The 16,549-nt window shown below is 60.0% G+C and carries 14 protein-coding genes; 8 read left to right on the top strand and 6 right to left on the bottom strand.

The features are described from left to right. Nucleotides 1-2: 2 nt before the first annotated feature. From AC3WQS_RS09790 to thyX, 5 genes are all read right to left on the bottom strand, one after another. On the bottom strand, nucleotides 3-2,774 hold the full coding sequence (locus tag AC3WQS_RS09790) for a DNA translocase FtsK (protein ID WP_019748180.1): 2,772 nt from the start codon (nucleotides 2,772-2,774) through the stop codon (nucleotides 3-5). A 124-nt stretch (nucleotides 2,775-2,898) separates the two neighbouring features. Then, nucleotides 2,899-3,522: a TIGR03085 family metal-binding protein gene (locus AC3WQS_RS09785; protein ID WP_003942175.1), complete on the bottom strand. Its 624-nt coding sequence runs from the start codon at nucleotides 3,520-3,522 to the stop codon at nucleotides 2,899-2,901. 59 nt (nucleotides 3,523-3,581) lie between these two features. Continuing rightward, on the bottom strand, nucleotides 3,582-5,591 hold the full coding sequence (locus AC3WQS_RS09780; protein ID WP_397510916.1) for a ribonuclease J: 2,010 nt from the start codon (nucleotides 5,589-5,591) through the stop codon (nucleotides 3,582-3,584). Further along, nucleotides 5,592-6,497 (bottom strand): 4-hydroxy-tetrahydrodipicolinate synthase, encoded by a 906-nt coding sequence (gene dapA / locus AC3WQS_RS09775; protein ID WP_003942142.1) that lies wholly within the window; start codon nucleotides 6,495-6,497, stop codon nucleotides 5,592-5,594. It abuts the gene before it with no gap. 43 nt (nucleotides 6,498-6,540) lie between these two features. After that, complete coding sequence (gene thyX, locus AC3WQS_RS09770; RefSeq protein ID WP_492712465.1) at nucleotides 6,541-7,293, bottom strand: FAD-dependent thymidylate synthase; 753 nt, start codon at nucleotides 7,291-7,293, stop codon at nucleotides 6,541-6,543. Between the two features lie 154 nt (nucleotides 7,294-7,447). On the opposite strand from thyX, the gene AC3WQS_RS09765 reads away from it, so the two are divergent. Then, nucleotides 7,448-7,930, top strand: a complete 483-nt coding sequence (locus AC3WQS_RS09765; protein WP_492712466.1) for a toxin-antitoxin system HicB family antitoxin — start codon at nucleotides 7,448-7,450, stop codon at nucleotides 7,928-7,930. Between the two features lie 59 nt (nucleotides 7,931-7,989). On the opposite strand, the gene AC3WQS_RS09760 is transcribed toward AC3WQS_RS09765, so the two are convergent. Beyond that, nucleotides 7,990-11,001 (bottom strand): NACHT domain-containing protein, encoded by a 3,012-nt coding sequence (locus tag AC3WQS_RS09760; protein WP_492712467.1) that lies wholly within the window; start codon nucleotides 10,999-11,001, stop codon nucleotides 7,990-7,992. Between the two features lie 489 nt (nucleotides 11,002-11,490). Here AC3WQS_RS09760 and AC3WQS_RS09755 point away from each other — a divergent pair, with 489 nt between their 5' ends. The 7 genes from AC3WQS_RS09755 to nuoE all read left to right on the top strand — a co-directional run bounded on the left by AC3WQS_RS09755 (nucleotide 11,491) and on the right by nuoE (nucleotide 16,549). Further along, complete coding sequence (locus AC3WQS_RS09755) at nucleotides 11,491-11,925, top strand: SRPBCC family protein (RefSeq protein ID WP_019748176.1); 435 nt, start codon at nucleotides 11,491-11,493, stop codon at nucleotides 11,923-11,925. 180 nt (nucleotides 11,926-12,105) lie between these two features. Then, nucleotides 12,106-12,498, top strand: a complete 393-nt coding sequence (locus AC3WQS_RS09750; RefSeq protein WP_044480360.1) for an Rv3143 family two-component system response regulator — start codon at nucleotides 12,106-12,108, stop codon at nucleotides 12,496-12,498. A 245-nt stretch (nucleotides 12,499-12,743) separates the two neighbouring features. Next, nucleotides 12,744-13,103: an NADH-quinone oxidoreductase subunit A gene (locus AC3WQS_RS09745; RefSeq protein ID WP_003942165.1), complete on the top strand. Its 360-nt coding sequence runs from the start codon at nucleotides 12,744-12,746 to the stop codon at nucleotides 13,101-13,103. 80 nt (nucleotides 13,104-13,183) lie between these two features. Then, nucleotides 13,184-13,738 carry a NuoB/complex I 20 kDa subunit family protein gene (locus AC3WQS_RS09740; protein ID WP_003942234.1) on the top strand — a complete coding sequence of 185 codons (555 nt, stop codon included), beginning with the start codon at nucleotides 13,184-13,186 and terminating at the stop codon, nucleotides 13,736-13,738. Then, nucleotides 13,735-14,397 carry an NADH-quinone oxidoreductase subunit C gene (locus AC3WQS_RS09735; RefSeq protein ID WP_019748174.1) on the top strand — a complete coding sequence of 221 codons (663 nt, stop codon included), beginning with the start codon at nucleotides 13,735-13,737 and terminating at the stop codon, nucleotides 14,395-14,397. The genes AC3WQS_RS09740 and AC3WQS_RS09735 overlap by 4 nt, the downstream gene beginning before the upstream one ends. Next, entirely contained in the window at nucleotides 14,397-15,728 is a 1,332-nt protein-coding gene (gene nuoD, locus AC3WQS_RS09730; protein WP_019748173.1) for an NADH dehydrogenase (quinone) subunit D, read from the top strand. The genes AC3WQS_RS09735 and nuoD overlap by 1 nt, the downstream gene beginning before the upstream one ends. Beyond that, the gene (gene nuoE / locus AC3WQS_RS09725) at nucleotides 15,725-16,549 is read left to right on the top strand and encodes an NADH-quinone oxidoreductase subunit NuoE (protein ID WP_020969458.1); all 825 of its coding nucleotides are present in this window, start codon (nucleotides 15,725-15,727) and stop codon (nucleotides 16,547-16,549) included. Before nuoD ends, nuoE begins: the two co-directional genes overlap by 4 nt.

Below are 16,549 nucleotides of genomic sequence, written 5' to 3'. Positions count from 1 at the left end.
CCCTACTCGTCTGCGGGTGCCTCATCCGGGTCGCCGCCGCGAATCGACCACAGCAGACCGTCGAGTTCCTCAGGCTTCATGAGTACCTCGCGGGCCTTCGAGCCCTCGCTGGGTCCGACGACGCCACGATTTTCCATGAGGTCCATCAGTCGGCCGGCCTTGGCGAACCCGACTCGCAGCTTGCGCTGAAGCATCGACGTCGAACCGAACTGGCTGGTGATCACCAATTCCACGGCCTGCAAGAGGACATCCATGTCGTCGCCGATGTCGGGGTCGACGTCTTTCTTCTCCCCGGCCTTCTGCGCGGTGACACCTTCGGTGTACTCGGGCTCCGCCTGGTTCTTCGCGAAGTCGACGACCGCCGAGATTTCTTCGTCGGTGATGAACGCGCCCTGCATACGGGTCGGCTTACCCGCACCCATGGGCAGGAAGAGGCCGTCACCCATACCGATGAGCTTCTCGGCGCCTGGCTGATCGAGGATGACTCGCGAGTCCGTCAGTGAAGACGTCGCGAACGCCAGACGAGACGGCACGTTGGTCTTGATCAGGCCGGTGACGACGTCGACGGACGGGCGCTGCGTTGCCAGCACCAGGTGGATACCGGCAGCACGGGCTTTCTGCGTGATGCGGACGATCGCTTCTTCGACGTCGCGCGGCGCGGTCATCATGAGGTCGGCCAGTTCGTCCACGATTGCCAGGATGTACGGGTACGGACGGTAGACGCGCTCGCTGCCCAGCGGGGCGGTGATTTCGCCGGACTTGACCTTGGAGTTGAAGTCGTCGATATGACGCACCCGGTTGGCCTGCATGTCCTGGTAACGCTGTTCCATCTCCTCGACCAACCAGGCCAGCGCTGCCGCGGCCTTCTTCGGCTGAGTGATGATCGGCGTGATCAGGTGCGGGATACCTTCGTACGGCGTGAGCTCGACCATCTTGGGGTCGATGAGGATCATCCGTACTTCTTCCGGCGTTGCTCGGGTGAGCAACGAGACGAGCATCGAGTTCACGAAGCTCGACTTACCCGAGCCGGTCGAACCTGCCACCAGGAGGTGGGGCATCTTCGCGAGGTTGGCACTGACGAAGTCACCTTCGATGTCCTTGCCCAGACCGATCACCAGTGGATGGTGATCGCGTCGGGTGCTCGGCGCGTTCAGCACGTCGGCGAGGCGAACCATTTCGCGGTCGGAGTTCGGTACCTCGATGCCCACGGCGGACTTACCCGGAATGGGGGCCAGGAGACGGACGTTGTCGGTAGCCACTGCATAGGCGATGTTGCGGGCGAGCGCGGTGATCTTCTCGACCTTCACGCCTGGGCCGAGTTCGACCTCGTACCGCGTCACTGTCGGGCCTCGGGTGAATCCGGTAACGGCGGCGTCGATCTTGAACTGTTCGAGGACCTCGCTGATCGCTTCGATCATCGCGTCGTTCGCAGAACTGCGGAGCTTGGGCGGGTCCCCTTCGATCAGCAACGTCGTCGGAGGGAGGTTGTAGTCGCCGTCGGTGACCCGATCGGTGACGAAGTGTTCCTTCTCCTCCGGCTCCGGTTCGGGTTTCGGCACAGGCTTGGCGATAGGGACGGAACGGGCCGGCACCTTGGGGCGCGGCGCCGGAGTCTCCACGACGGGCGCGGCAGCAGCCACGACGGGCTCGTCGGGTACTGCGGTGTCGTCGGCGTTCCACAGACCGAGTACTTCGGTCTTCTTGTCGCCGGATTCGAACTCGTCCGTCGGGTAGTTGTCGATCGGTGCGCGTCGGCTGGTCCGCTTGGCGGGCTTGAGCGGTGGCTCGGCGTAGGTGTCGACCGGGTAGCCGTCGGCGTCGAACAGTGAAGGATCGTAAGCAGATTCGCCGTAGTGGTGCTCGCCGTCCTCGTCGAATTCGGATCCGTAGTCGCCGTATTCGTCCGAGCGATACGAGGCACCGAAGAAGGACTGGAACTTGCTCGGCACCTCACGCAGCGTGGTTCCGGTCAGAAGGAGGATTCCGAATCCGGCGGCGATGACCAGCAGCGGCGCAGACAGCCAGACGGTGAGCCCATTGGTGAGCGGGCCGCCCACGACGTACCCGACGAACCCTGCACCGTTGGAGCGACCGGTGGAGTCTGTCGGTGAACCCGAGATGATGTGCCAGAGGCCGAGCGCCGGCAGACCGACCAGCAACGATCCCATGATCAGTCGGGGGCGGATCTCAGGTTTCGGTTCTGTGCGCATCAACAGGATCGCGAGGCCGACGCCGACGATGGGGAGCACGGCCGAGGCCGCGCCGAAGATAGCGCGCACAAGGGTGTCGATGCCGCCGCCGATCGGACCACCGGCCTTGAACCAGACGCCGCCGGCGATGACGACGCTGAATGCGATCAGGCCGAGCGCTATTCCGTCGCGGCGGTGGCCGGCTTCGATCTCGCCGACCTTACTGACGGTGCGTGTGGTGGCGCCGACGCCGCGGGCAGCCAGGGACCACCCGGCTCCGATTCCCTTGCCGACAGCCGCCAACGGACTGGCCCGCTGAGACGTTTTCGATACCGGGCGGCGCGCGGCCGACGACGTACCGGAGGCCTTCTTGGGCGCTGGCTTGGAGCCTTTGCCCGAGGCCGGGCGCCCACCAGCCCTGGCCGAAGTCGTGACGTTCCGAGGAGTCGACACGGTCCGTGTGGTGCGGGAGGTGCGAGGTTTTGCGGTCGTGCGCGCACTCGGAGTGGAGGCTGACGACCTGGTCGATGCCCTGGACGTGGACGTGCTTGTACTGGATCCCCGGGCGCTCGACTTACCTGCCATGGAGTTCAGGCTAGTCTGTGCGACCCCATCTGGACCATCCGCAACACCAGCAACACTGGTCGCGAGTGCGAAACGTGATCTTCGCAACCCGTCGTTCGAGCGCCACTCAGGTAGAAAAAGGCAATCAGAAACTGCGATCGAGCGCCATCACGGATTGGACGTCGGCCAGTTCACCTTTGGCTTCGATCTTCACTTCGTTGCGACCGAATGCGTGCAGCAGCAACTCGGCGGGTTCGCCCTGCAAGACAACACTGCGAGAGCCGGATTTATGGACGACCGCACTCTCGCCGGAGGGAAGTTCGAAAATTACCTCGACAGCAGCCTTGCGGTAGCCCATCTTGCCGATCTGGCGTGCGTACTTCCACAGCTGAGCCTGCCGACCCTCCGACAACGGACGCGGCGCCCAGTTCAGATGTGCGCGGCGTACGTCTTCGTGGTGAACGAACATCTCGGTGGTGTTGACCTGCGCGTCGAGCCAGTACATCGGCGACCATCGCGGCGGCCCGCTCCGAACGTCGTCGAGGATCTCCTCCCACGGACGCGCCGCTGCGGCCTTTCGAACGCTCTCGGTGTGACCGGCAAGAGGGCTCAACATGATTCCGGGAGCGGCGTCGAGACGCCGCTCCCGGACAATCAGATGTGCTGCCAGGTCACGATTGGTCCACTCCCCACACAGTGTCGGAGCATCGGGGCCGAACTCGACCATGCTGTCAACCAGGGCGAGTCGTTCGTCATGAGCGAAGGTCACCTTCGCCAAAGTACTCGAACCGGACCGGGTTCGAGCGGAAGCGACCTGCTGTGCCGAATCTACGGAACCGCGATGACCGTCGGAATGATCATCGGACGGCGGCGGTACTTGTCCGCGACCCAGCGTCCGACGACGCGGCGCACGGACTGCGCGATGCGATGAGCGTCGATGACGCCTTCGCTCGCCAACCGGGCCAGGTCCGATTCCACGAGATCCGCGGCGGCCTTGAGTGCCGTCGGATCGTCGGAGAAACCGCGACCGGACACCTCGGGAGTGCTGACTGCGCGTCCTGTCGACTCGTTGATGACGATGGTGATGGCGATGAAGCCGCCTTCACCGAGTACGAGGCGATCGGAGAGCGTCGGCTCGCCGACGTCACCGACGGACAGACCGTCGACGTAGACGTGTCCGACCGGTACGCGTCCCACGATCTCGGCGAGGCCGTCGACCATGTCGACCACGACGCCGTCCTCGGCCAGCACGATGCGCTCTTCCGGAACGCCGGTGGCCTTGGCCAGGGCGGCGTTGGCACGCAGGTGGCGCCATTCACCGTGGACGGGCATGGCGTTGGTGGGCCGAACCGCGTTGTACAGGTAGAGCAGCTCACCGGCGGACGCGTGGCCCGAGACGTGAACCTTGGCGCTCTGCTGGGTCACGACGGTGGCACCGCGCTTGGCCAAGCCGTTGACCACGGCGAAAACGGAGTTCTCGTTGCCCGGGATCAGGGAGGACGCGAGAACGACCAAGTCGTTGGCCCGGATGTTGATTTGGCGGTGCTCGCCGCGCGCCATCCTCGAGAGCGCTGCCAACGGCTCACCCTGCGAACCCGTCGAAATGAGCACCAGGCGATCGTCGGGAAGGGTGGCGGCGGTGTCGATGTCGACGACCAGTCCGTCTGGCACCGTGAGGTAGCCGAGATCCTGGGCGATCTGCATGTTGCGGACCATCGAGCGGCCGACGAAGACGATGCGACGGTTGTACCGAGCGGCAACGTCGACGACCTGCTGGATGCGGTGCACGTGGCTGGCGAACGATGCCACGATGACGCGCTGCTTCGCCTTGCCGATGACGTTGTCGAGCACTCCCCCGATTTCACGCTCGGGCGTGACGAATCCCGGGACCTCGGCGTTGGTCGAGTCCACGAGGAACAGGTCGACACCCTCGTCGCCCAGGCGGGAGAAACCGGCGAGGTCGGTCAGGCGGCCGTCGAGAGGCAGCTGATCGAGCTTGATGTCACCGGTGTGCAGTACAACTCCGGCGTCGGTGCGAATCGCGATCGCGAGCGCGTCGGGAATCGAGTGGTTGACGGCGAAGTACTCGCAGTCGAACGGGCCGTGAGTGGTGGTGTTTCCTTCGACGACCTCGACGAGGTTCGGTCGCAGGCGATGCTCGCGGCACTTGGCGGCAACGAGGGCGAGAGTGAACTTCGCGCCGATGACCGGAATGTCCGCGCGCAGGCGCAGCAAGAACGGTAGAGCACCGATGTGGTCCTCGTGGCCGTGAGTCAAGATGACGGCTTCGACGTCGTCCATACGGTCTTCGATGTAGCGGAAGTCCGGGAGGATCAGGTCGACGCCAGGCTGCTGGTCCTCGGGGAACAGCACACCGCAGTCGACGATCAGCAACTTGCCGCGGTGCTCGAACACCGTCATGTTGCGACCGATTTCGCCGATGCCACCGAGAGCGACGATGCGCAGACCTGATGCCGGCGCCTTCGGGGGTGTTCCGAGGCGACCGGTGGGATCGACGGCCGGACGGTTCTCGGGGCGCTTGTTTCCGCGCCCGTTGCCCGCCTTCGACGCTGCCGGACGGTTGCCGCCGGCAGATTTGCGTGGCGACCTGTCTTCGTTCGATTTCTTGGGTGCAGCAGATTTGGTGGCGGCGGACTTGGTCGCTGCAGATTTGGCTGCTGCGGCCTTCTTGGGCGGGGCGGCTGCGGCGGGGGCCGCTTCTGCCGCCGGCGCAGCTGGTGCCTCTACCGGTGCGGCCTTCGCGGCCGTTTCGGGAGCCGGAGGCGAAGGCGGACCGGCTTGACGACTGGCACTACGACGTCGGGGGGGACGGGTCATTTACAAAACTCCTGCCGCATGCAGATCGGCGGCAAGACCGTCGATCTGCTCTTTAGTGGGTGCAACCTGCGGAAGGCGTGGTTCTCCGACATCGATTCCGATGAGTCGCAGACCCGCCTTCGAAGCGCTGACACCGCCGAGGCGGGCAACGGAACGAATCACAGGGATCAAACTGAGGTTTATCTCGCGTGCGCGGGCGATGTCGCCGGACACGAACGCGGTGTGGAGGTCGCGGAGGCGACCTGGAACGAGATGGCCGATGACGCTGACGAAGCCGGTAGCACCGACAGCGAGCCACGGCAGGTTCAGCGGGTCGTCACCGGAGAAGAACTGAAGCTCGGTGGTGCCGATCAACTCTGCGCCGGCGTTGAGGTCGCCCTTGGCATCCTTGACGGCCTTGATCCGCGGGTGCTCGGCGAGTCGGCGGATCGTTTCGGTCTCGATGGGGACGACGGAGCGGGGCGGAATGTCGTACAACATGACGGGCAGGTCGGTCGCGTTGGCGACGGCGGTGAAGTGTGCAAAGAGTCCGGCCTGGGGCGGACGCGAGTAGTACGGGGTGACGACGAGCAGACCGTGCGCACCGGCGCGAGCCGCGTCACGGGCGAGTTCGACACTGTGGGCGGTGTCGTTGCTCCCGGCGCCTGCAACGATCTTCGCGCGGTTGCCGACGGCGTCGATCACTGCGCGGAGCAGGTCGAGCTTCTCGGACTCGGTGGTGGTGGGAGACTCACCGGTCGTGCCGGCAAGAACGAGGCCGTCGCAGCCGTTGTCGACGAGATGGGCTGCGAGGCGCACTCCCGCGTCGACGTCCAACTTCCCGTCGGCAGTGAACGGGGTCACCATCGCAACGGAAATGGTGCCGAACGGACGCTCGACAAGAGAAGCGGAATCACCGTAGGTCATGGTCAGAAGGTTACCCGGTTCAGCTCTTACTTCTGCACACGAGTCACGACTCGGCCGCAAATGCACTGACGGCGATTTCCGATCCGTCGCTTCCGCGGAGAATCTCGTAGTCCCCGAACACATTTGGGGCGACGTCACGAAGCTGACGTAGGCACTCGATCGCGACTCGCCGGATCTCGACGTCGGCATGTTCGGTGGCGCGCATCTCGACGAAGTGCCGCCAGGCCCGATAGTTCCCGGTCACGACCAAGCGCGTCTCGGTTGCGTTGGGCAGCACCGAGCGCGCAGCTTGCCTGGCTTGCTTCCCACGCATCGGGGCACCGGGCACTGATTGCAATTTCCCCTCGAGGGCGGTCAGCAGTTCGCCGTAAGCGCGACGGCTCTCGTCGGTGGCAGACAGAAACTGTGCTTCGAGCTCAGGATCACCTTCGACCGCGGGAGGCACGACAACGTTCGCATCATTCTCGCGAACGAATCGCTGCGAGAGTTGCGAGTACGAGAAGTGCCGGTGACGAATCAATTCGTGAGTGCACGAGCGCGAGATACCAGTGATGTAGAAGCTCACCGTCGCATGCTCGAGCACCGAAACGTGTCCGACCTCGAGCAGATGTCTCAGATAGCCGGCGTTGGTTGCGGTTCGCGGATTCGGCTTGGACCAACTCTGGTAACAGGCTCGGCCGGAGAACTCGACGAGCGCTTCGCCGCCATCCGCGTCCGTCTCCCACGGAATGTCCTCGGGCGGGAAGAACTCGGACTTCGCCACCAACTGCACTTTCAGCGACACCGTGTTCGGCACAACCCACTCCTCGACAAGCACGAAACGACCAGCACGAAACCCGGGCGCCGTTCGCCTCAGGTGCTGGGCAACTCTATAGCGGTCAACCACCCCCGAGATCGAGTGACGTCATCACATCCTTGACTGACGTCACTTTTGACGTCACTCTGGTGTCATGGACATTTCGGAGTACACCGCGAAGCTGCAGAATGACCTCGTCACCGCAGCCGAACTCGGCGACGATCACACGCGCCGGATTGCGGCGTCGTTGTCCGCCGCCATCGAACCCTCGGTCCGCCTGGTCTTGTTGGCCGCGGCGACGGAGTTGGCCAAGGAGATCGGGACCAAACTCGACGGCCGTGAGGTCAGGGTCAATCTCGACGGCAACGAGATCGTGACCGACGTCGTCCGCCCGACGAATTCGACCGGCGGCGAGGGCGGAAACGAGAAGGCAGACGATGAGAGAAAGGACTCCACTTACTCGTTCGACGACGTCAGCGGCGATATCAGCCGAGTGACGTTGAGGATGATGGAGCAGATCAAAGCCCGCGCCGAGGAGGCAGCCAATCAGAACGGAGTCTCCCTCAACTCGTGGGTTTCACAAGCCGTTCAGGGCGCATTGCGGGACCAGATGCGCAAGAGCCCCACTAGCGACTAAGACCTCAAGATCCGACACGAAGCCGGGGTCAATCGGTTTGGTGGCGTCTTGCAATAAGGTCACCTGCCGCTACGAACCTCAGCCCAAAATGAAGCAATACCCGCGACTGAATGATCAGAGCGGGCAACCCGCTCGGACAGGACTTTGAAAGTGACAACGCTCTTTGAAGCACCCGAGGCGGTTATTCCTTTGATCCCAGCCAGGTCATTGCTTCTTAATAATTCGGTCAGTTCGGCCCAATGGCCGTTTGTGGGTCGCGGCATCCAAGCGCTAGCCCCATCGCCGGGCACCTTAGTGCGAGAATCGATCACGTAGGAGTTTTCATTTCGCGCAGACATCTTCTCCAAAACATCGACACAGAAGAGCTCAAATTCGGATGGATCCCTCTGCTCAGCTTCGGCTATTCTTTCTTGCAATCCTTGAACGCCAAGGTTCTGCAAAGCACGGAGAATTTCAAGTCCACCAGTAAAGAACTTGGCAGCGCCACCATTTATCCATTGGATATGTAGTTCATTGATTCGACTTTGATCATCCAATTCCAAATCAAACTTGCGATCCTGAGACACTGCCTGCACTTCCAGTCGTCCAACTTTACTATTACGGACACTTAGAACCGATCCCGAATTCGCTGATACACGCAGATGGTCAATTTCACAGTTCTCTATCTTCACTCCACCTGGTATTGGAGTCGTTATTTCGAGTTCACTTAACCGAATAGACGATAGGTAATTTGCTGGAACGGATCCTATGGCCTGAATCAGCTTCGAAACTAAACCGGACACGTTGCTAGCCAGGATTGAACTTTGATCGTAGATCAGAGACATCGCATTTGGAAGCGCAGTCACGATCTCGTCCGCATTTCGATCGACTAACGATTGGAGAGTCGAATCGCCGAGGACCGACCTCTGAAGCAAGCCAACGAAGGCACCGTTCGCTCCGGATGATCTCAAATAGGTGTCGCTTAGGTATTCCGCAAGAAGAACTTCATAAAACAACTCGTGCTCAAAAGAAAATAAGATACCTCCCGTCTCTGAGATTGCAGTGGAGATTCCACACAGGACGAGCAGTCGATCTCCAAGAGCTTTGTATCTACCAGAAAATGCTTCCAGTCCAAGTGCACTCGCACAGACGAATTTGAAGTCATCGGAGTCAAGTGTCGACGATCCATCATCATGAAGCATTCCTGCTAAATCCCGAAAAATGGATCTCAACTGATTTCGTGAAACTTCACCACCCCCTCCCGCGCTTTGCAATTTAATTGTTTCTCGATCTAGATACGAATCAATAAGCACGGAACGTAGACCAGAGAAAATATTCTCCTCATTCGCGTCTGCAGCATAAGAATGAAATACATGCGAAAAGAAAGGTACACCCAGAAGGGCGCGATCCTGATCGCCCAATAGGTCACCATAACGACCCCACGAAGGGTTTGCTTGAAACATAGCCTCAACATCGACCTTACTCCATCGCTGCAACTCAAGGATCCGATGATGTGCTGGGATGTCTCCAGTCGCGAGGGCTGTATTCACACTCGATCGATACTGGTTTGCAAAATAAGAGGAACGGGCAGAAAGAACCAATGTCCCGCGCCCTCCGAGCTCACCCAAGATGGGGGACAAAAGCTGAAATGCGTCGGAGTAGCCGGCACCCCCTAGTAATTCATCAAAACCGTCGATCACAAGAACCATTAAACCGTTTCGGCAAAGCGATAGGACTGACTTATCATCCAAATTTCGAGTGTTGTTGACCGCCGAACGCAGAAGTTCCGGAATCTTCTTCAGTCCCACACCACTGCAACTAATATACAGATAGAAGGGAAGTCCCAATTGCGGATCTTGCGCTAAATCCAACGCTCTTTGCTTCGACTTAGTGAACAGATTGTGAGTCTTACCAACACCCGCTTCTCCCGTAATGAAGAAAACCTGAGGAACACCTGTCAAACTCTGAGCTGATGCATCAACGAGTTTTTCTAGTTCATTGTTCTCATTGCTGTGAGATTCGCCGAAACTCGATCCAATGTCCTCAACATTTACGTAGCGAGTGACAATACTTTCTGGAATTACCATTGATGCTTCATCTTCACTAACGCTGGCCGGAAGAACTATCGGTTCCTGTTCTTCAAGCTGCTCGCAAAGCCTCTTAACTACGACTTTCCAATTCGAGATGCTCAATAGAAAAACATCATAGCTTACCCACACTTCACCATCAAGCCACTGTCGAGCGTAATTCGATCCGATTCGGAACCTATCGATTCGCGCTTCCGGTCCGACACTCGTTTTCCAGACCCATTTCACTTCAAATGGCGAGTATCTTCCGACAACCTCAAAGGGACTTCGATACTCTCTATAACCTTCGAGATCTCGCCTCAGTGCTCGAGCAAAATCTGAGACTTCTCGAAATTTCTGTTCACCACTTTGTGAATTAACAATCTTGATCAAGGACTGATATAGATCACCCTGATTGGCGACAATTTTAAGTTCCGGCATGGCACGACTTAGCGTATTGTACGAAACCTCCACACTTCTCATGCACTGATATATTGCAAATGTTTCACGATGTTGAATGATTAGAGGATGCAAGCTCTCGCCGCTTCCTAAAATTAACCTATCGTCAATTAGATGGATACCTCCACGACCGGAAATGAACTTGGTAATAGCTTTTGCGTTCAAATCCTTTGCACGTTCAAGAGCGGAGTGCAGTTCCTTGCCTTCTGGTTCCAAACCACCATGGGCAAGAAAATCTCGGTACTTCTTCAAGCTGTCAAGGGAACTGGGTGCGTCGGAGTCTAGTGAATTCAAGATAGATTCATACATTGCAGAAATATCTGAGAATCTGGCTTCCACCGCCAGCCCCGCGATCGCACTTTGCAAATAATCCAAGTACCCACCTAAACCGGTAGATCGTGGCATTCGACCAGCGCGCTCGACATCATCCCAAGCAGCAGAAGCACCTAAGCAAGCCACGAACCGAACTTGCCGTTCAAGAAAAGCAGATAAGAAATGCACCCCCTTGTCCAGACTTGCCGCGAAGTAGGCACGATCAATACCTTCATACAAGTGAATCTCAGACATCGGAGTAACCCTATCCTTGAAATAGCGACAACATACGTGGCTCGTCTCGATTCATCGAAATCAAACTTAGACGAAGATAACCCATGCTGCCCGAGATTCATAGGCGATTCAATCGCAACATCAAAATTAACCTAGGTGGCCTCACGAAACCGTGTTCTGCGTCCAACCCGCCTCATCGTGAGGGCTCATCCACGAAGCCGCGCAAAGTTGGCGCATGTGACTACATAGGATCGTCAAATGCAAGAGCATGCAGTTGAAAGAGCGTCGTGTCAAGAATGGCGATTGCGCTTACCTGCACATCCTCGCTGCCCACCGCAGAACTTCACTGACGTCCTCTCTGATGGACCGCAAGCGTAAGCCTGCTGTCGATGATAGCTCATCGAGACTTACCCGAGGTCACAGTCGATTGGCACTAACGCTAAGCTCAGCCAGTTAGCAGTCGTCGGACTTTCGTGGTTACCGTCGTCAGACATTAAGGGGTTTTGCCGTATGGCCGTTTCGGGCGTCAAGGAATTCGAGATCAAGGCTGATCCGGCGACGGTGATGAAGGCCGTAGCTGCAGTCGATCGGCTGCCGGAGTGGTCGTCTGCGCACAAGAAGATCACCATCGAGAGCACCCACGACGACGGTCGCCCCCATCGCGTTCGCATGGCCGTGTCCATTCTGGGAATCAACGACGAGCAGGTAGTCGACTACACCTTCGAGGGCGACGACAAGGTGACCTGGACACTCGTCGAGAGCGGCCAGCAGAACCAGCAGGACGGCTCGTACGTCTTGACTCCCACCGACGGTGGAACCAAGGTCACCTTCGAACTGACCATCGATCCCAAGATCCCGCTGCCGGGCTTCCTGGTGAAGAAGGCGCAGAAGACGGCCCTGGAAACTGCAAGCAAGGGCCTGACGAAGTTCGTCGAAAACTTCTGAGCGCACACGCAATTCAGGCGGCCCTTACTTCGGCGTTCATCGCCGGGTAGGGGCCGTTTGCTGTGAAGCCCAGCTGCGATTTCTCGGAAGTTCTTGCCGATGTTGAACATTCGCCGGTAGCCGTGGACCGCCCGGAGTAACGTCGGCCGCGTGTCCGCCGAGACCGCAGAGCCCAACTCCATGGCACCCGTGCGCATCCTCGTCTACAGCGACGACGCACACACCCGCGAGCAAGTTCGGCTCGCTCTCGGAGAGCGCCCACATCCTTCGATGCCCACCATCGACTACGTCGAGGTCGCGACCGCGCCGATCGTCGTCGACAAGCTCGATGCCGGCGGAATCGATCTCGCCATCCTCGACGGCGAGGCGAGTCCGGCGGGCGGCATGGGCGTCGCGAAACAACTCAAGGACGAGATCGTCGACTGTCCGCCGATCCTCGTACTGACCGGTCGACCCGACGATGCGTGGCTGGCGTCGTGGTCGCGAGCGGAAGCCTCAGTGCCGCAGCCGATAGATCCGATGGAACTCTCTTCCACCGTCATCGCACTTCTGCGTCGGCAACTGAGCCGGTGAGCACCCGTTGCAGCGGTGATTCGTTGCGGCGCCGACTACTTCGGACTTTCGAGAGCGAAACTCGGCACCTCGAAAATCAACCCAATGTCGGAGGCCTCCCCTAGTGTGGGTGTCGCAGGTCACATAAGTGTCGAATTGCTGGCAGTATCGAAATCGAACGGCACCTTCGGGTTAACGGCACCTTCGGGTTAACGGCACCTTCGGGCTAGGCGGACATCCGCACAGCGGAGAGGAGTTCGGGTGAGATGAACGCTTACATCCCCATTCTCGTTCTCGGGGTCATCGCGATGGCCTTCGCTGTGGTGTCGGTTGTTCTCGCGTCCGTGGTCGGCCCGAAGCGGTACAACAGGGCGAAACTCGAAGCCTACGAATGCGGAATCGAACCGGCACCCCGTACCGCTGGTGGCGGACGGTTTCCCGTCAAGTTCTATCTGACGGCAATGCTGTTCATCATCTTCGACATCGAGATCGTTTTCCTCTATCCGTGGGCGGTGCATTTCGATTCGCTCGGTTTGTTCGGCCTCGCGGCGATGGGCCTTTTCATAGTCAACGTCTCGGTGGCATACGCATACGAATGGCGACGAGGCGGTCTCGGTTGGGACTAGCTCAGCGAACACAGGAACAGCACACACGAGTCAGACAAAACCGGTCACACCGCAGCTGTTACGACTGAAAAGAGTCGGATATGGGTCTCGAAGAAAAGCTCCCCAGCGGATTTCTACTGACCACGGTCGAGGGCCTGGCAGGTTATGCCCGCAAAGGATCACTGTGGCCTGCCACCTTCGGGCTCGCGTGCTGCGCCATCGAGATGATGGCAACCACGTCGGGTCGCTTCGACCTGGCGCGGTTCGGTATGGAGGCATTCCGCGCGTCGCCGCGACAGGCAGACCTTCTGATCGTGGCCGGGCGGGTCAGTCAAAAGATGGGCCCGGTACTTCGTCAGGTCTACGACCAGATGGCCGAGCCGAAATGGGTTCTGGCCATGGGTGTATGCGCGTCGTCCGGCGGAATGTTCAACAACTACGCAGTGGTTCAGGGCGTCGACCACATCGTGCCGGTCGACATCTACTTGCCCGGCTGTCCGCCGCGGCCGGAGATGCTCCTGAACGCGATCATCGAACTGCACCGAAAGATCCAGGAAATGCCCCTCGGCGTGAACCGCGAAGAGGCACGCGCGGCAGCCGAGCGCGCCGCACTGGCATCCACCCCCACCATCGACATGAAGGGGCTGCTGCGATGACCTCGGGTAACACCGGCGCGAGAGGGATGTTCGGGGTCCGCGGCACTGGCGACACCTCGGGCTACAGCAGGCTTGCCCCTCCGATCTCTCTAGAGGACAAGGCTTCTCGACCCTTCGGCGGTTATTTCGATGCAGTCGCGGATTCGTTGGACGCGGCATTGAGCAGCGCGGGTGGCACTTTCACCGCTGCAGTAGAGCGTGTGGTGATCTTTCGAGACGAGATGACGCTGCACGTCGAACGCTCCCACTTGCCGCAGGTTGCGCGAAGACTGCGCGACGAACCGGACCTTCGCTTCGAGCTCTGCCTGGGTGTCGACGGAGTGCACTACCCGCAGGACACCGGTCGTGAACTGCACGCCGTGTATCCACTTGCCTCGATTACGCACAACCGCCGAATCAGGCTGGAAGTATCTGTGCCGGATTCCGATCCGCATATTCCGTCGATCGTCGGGATCTACCCGACCAATGACTGGCATGAACGCGAGACGTACGACTTCTTCGGGATCGTCTTCGACGGTCATCCGGCCCTGACCCGCATCGAGATGCCCGACGACTGGAAAGGCCACCCCCAGCGGAAGGACTATCCGCTCGGCGGTATCCCGGTCGAGTACAAGGGCGCCCAGACTCCGCCTCCCGACGAGCGTAGGTCGTACAACTGATGAACGAGACGACAGGAAGCAACTCCGGTGCCACGACGGAAACCGTCGTCACGGCATCGGGTCAGGACTGGGACGACATCGTCACCGCGGCCGCCCGCCAGCGAACCGGCGAGGCGGAACGGATCGTGGTCAACATGGGCCCGCAGCATCCGTCCACTCACGGGGTCTTGCGCCTCATTCTCGAGATCGAGGGTGAGACGGTCGTGGAAGCTCGATGTGGAATCGGCTACCTGCACACCGGAATCGAGAAGAATCTCGAATTCCGGAACTGGACGCAAGGCGTCACTTTCGTTACTCGAATGGACTACCTGTCACCGTTCTTCAACGAAACCGCGTACTGCCTCGGAGTCGAGAAACTTCTCGACATCACCGACGACATTCCTGAGCGAGCCACCGTCATTCGCGTGATGATGATGGAACTCAATCGGATCTCCTCACATCTCGTGGCCCTGGCGACCGGCGGAATGGAACTGGGCGCCGTAACGGCGATGCTGTTCGGATTCCGCGAACGCGAATTGATTCTGGACGTGTTCGAGACGATCACCGGACTGCGGATGAATCACGCCTACATCAGGCCTGGTGGTCTCGCTCAGGATCTACCCGACGGGTCGGTCGCGAAGGTTCGGGAATTGTTGAAGGTCCTACCGAAACGGTTACGTGACGTCGAACTGATGCTCAGCGACAACTCCATCTGGAAAGCACGTACCCAGGGAATCGGATATCTCGATCTCACCGGCTGTATGGCGCTCGGGGTGACGGGTCCGGTCCTTCGCGCCACAGGTCTCCCCCACGATCAGCGTCGAGCGCAGCCGTACTGCGGCTACGAGAACTACGAGTTCGACGTAGTGACACACGACGGATCCGATTGCTACGGAAGGTACGTCATCCGCGTCGAGGAGATGAAGGAGTCCCTCAAGATCGTGGAGCAGTGCCTCGACAAGCTACAACCGGGCCCGGTCATGGTGGACGACAAGAAGATCGCCTGGCCTGCCGATCTCGCTGTGGGACCGGATGGCCTCGGCAACTCGCAGAAGCACATCGCCAAGATCATGGAGTCCTCCATGGAAGGTCTGATTCACCATTTCAAACTGGTCACCGAGGGTATCCGCGTGCCGCCAGGTCAGGTGTACGTCGCCGTCGAGTCTCCGCGTGGCGAACTGGGGGTGCACATGGTCAGCGACGGGGGAACCCGGCCGTACCGCGTCCATTTCCGGGACCCGTCGTTCACCAACCTTCAGGCAGTAGCCGCGATGTGTGAGGGAGGCATGGTGTCCGACGTGATCGCTTCGGTTGCCAGTATCGATCCCGTCATGGGCGGAGTGGACCGATGACCGGCCCGAACGGCTCGTCACGCGTGTTCATCGAACTCGGGCCGCGCCCGGAGGAGCCCACGCAATTGGTACGCCCTGGCGCACGATCGAGCTATCCACCCGACGTACTGGCCCGACTCGACGCCGACGCCGAAACCGTCATCGCTCGCTACCGTGAGCCTGACGCCGCCGCGACCACCAGTCGATCCGCCCTCTTGCCGCTCCTTCATCTCGTGCAATCCGAGGACGGGTACATCACCCCGGCCGGGATCGATTTCTGCAGTGCCAAGCTGGGTTTGACGGGCGCCGAGGTCGCCGCAGTTTCCACCTTCTACTCCATGTATCGCCGGGGGCCGACGGGTGAGTATCTGGTCGGAGTCTGCACCAACACGCTGTGCGCGATCATGGGCGGCGACGACATCCTCGCGGCACTCGAAGAGCACCTGGGCTCGACAGGCTCCAGAGATGAAGGTGGACACTCCATCTCGACGTCCGACGGTAAGATCACCCTCGAACACATCGAGTGCAATGCGGCGTGCGACTACGCCCCCGTCATGATGATCAACTGGGAGTTCTTCGACAATCAGACCCCGGAATCGGCGCGCTCACTCGTCGATGCGCTCCGCGCCGGAGAGCGCGTGACACCCGATCGCGGTGCCACGCTGTGCTCGTTCCGGCAGACTGCGCGCACTCTGGCTGGTTTTCCGGATACGCGAATCGAGGCAGCCGAAGCACAGACCGTCGGCGATGCAACTCTTGCCGGACTACGTATCAGCCGATCTCTCGACGACAATCCACCCGGCTCGGCTTCCGCGGCCGACGCTCCCGGCGAAGGGAAGTGA

Source organism: Rhodococcus sp. FW305-130 (assembly GCF_058788335.1).
This window is presented reverse-complemented; position numbering and strand designations above follow the sequence as displayed.

Bases quoted from the DNA above. Each gene is read 5' to 3' on its own strand.
- AC3WQS_RS09790 (WP_019748180.1), bottom strand. From the start codon at position 2,774: ATGGCAGGTAAGTCGAGCGCCCGGGGATCCAGTACAAGCACGTCCACG.
- AC3WQS_RS09780 (WP_397510916.1), bottom strand. From the start codon at position 5,591: ATGACCCGTCCCCCCCGACGTCGTAGTGCCAGTCGTCAAGCCGGTCCG.
- dapA (WP_003942142.1), bottom strand. From the start codon at position 6,497: ATGACCTACGGTGATTCCGCTTCTCTTGTCGAGCGTCCGTTCGGCACC.
- AC3WQS_RS09765 (WP_492712466.1), top strand. From the start codon at position 7,448: ATGGACATTTCGGAGTACACCGCGAAGCTGCAGAATGACCTCGTCACC.
- AC3WQS_RS09760 (WP_492712467.1), bottom strand. From the start codon at position 11,001: ATGTCTGAGATTCACTTGTATGAAGGTATTGATCGTGCCTACTTCGCG.
- AC3WQS_RS09755 (WP_019748176.1), top strand. From the start codon at position 11,491: ATGGCCGTTTCGGGCGTCAAGGAATTCGAGATCAAGGCTGATCCGGCG.
- AC3WQS_RS09750 (WP_044480360.1), top strand. From the start codon at position 12,106: ATGGCACCCGTGCGCATCCTCGTCTACAGCGACGACGCACACACCCGC.
- AC3WQS_RS09745 (WP_003942165.1), top strand. From the start codon at position 12,744: ATGAACGCTTACATCCCCATTCTCGTTCTCGGGGTCATCGCGATGGCC.
- AC3WQS_RS09740 (WP_003942234.1), top strand. From the start codon at position 13,184: ATGGGTCTCGAAGAAAAGCTCCCCAGCGGATTTCTACTGACCACGGTC.
- AC3WQS_RS09735 (WP_019748174.1), top strand. From the start codon at position 13,735: ATGACCTCGGGTAACACCGGCGCGAGAGGGATGTTCGGGGTCCGCGGC.
- nuoD (WP_019748173.1), top strand. From the start codon at position 14,397: ATGAACGAGACGACAGGAAGCAACTCCGGTGCCACGACGGAAACCGTC.
- nuoE (WP_020969458.1), top strand. From the start codon at position 15,725: ATGACCGGCCCGAACGGCTCGTCACGCGTGTTCATCGAACTCGGGCCG.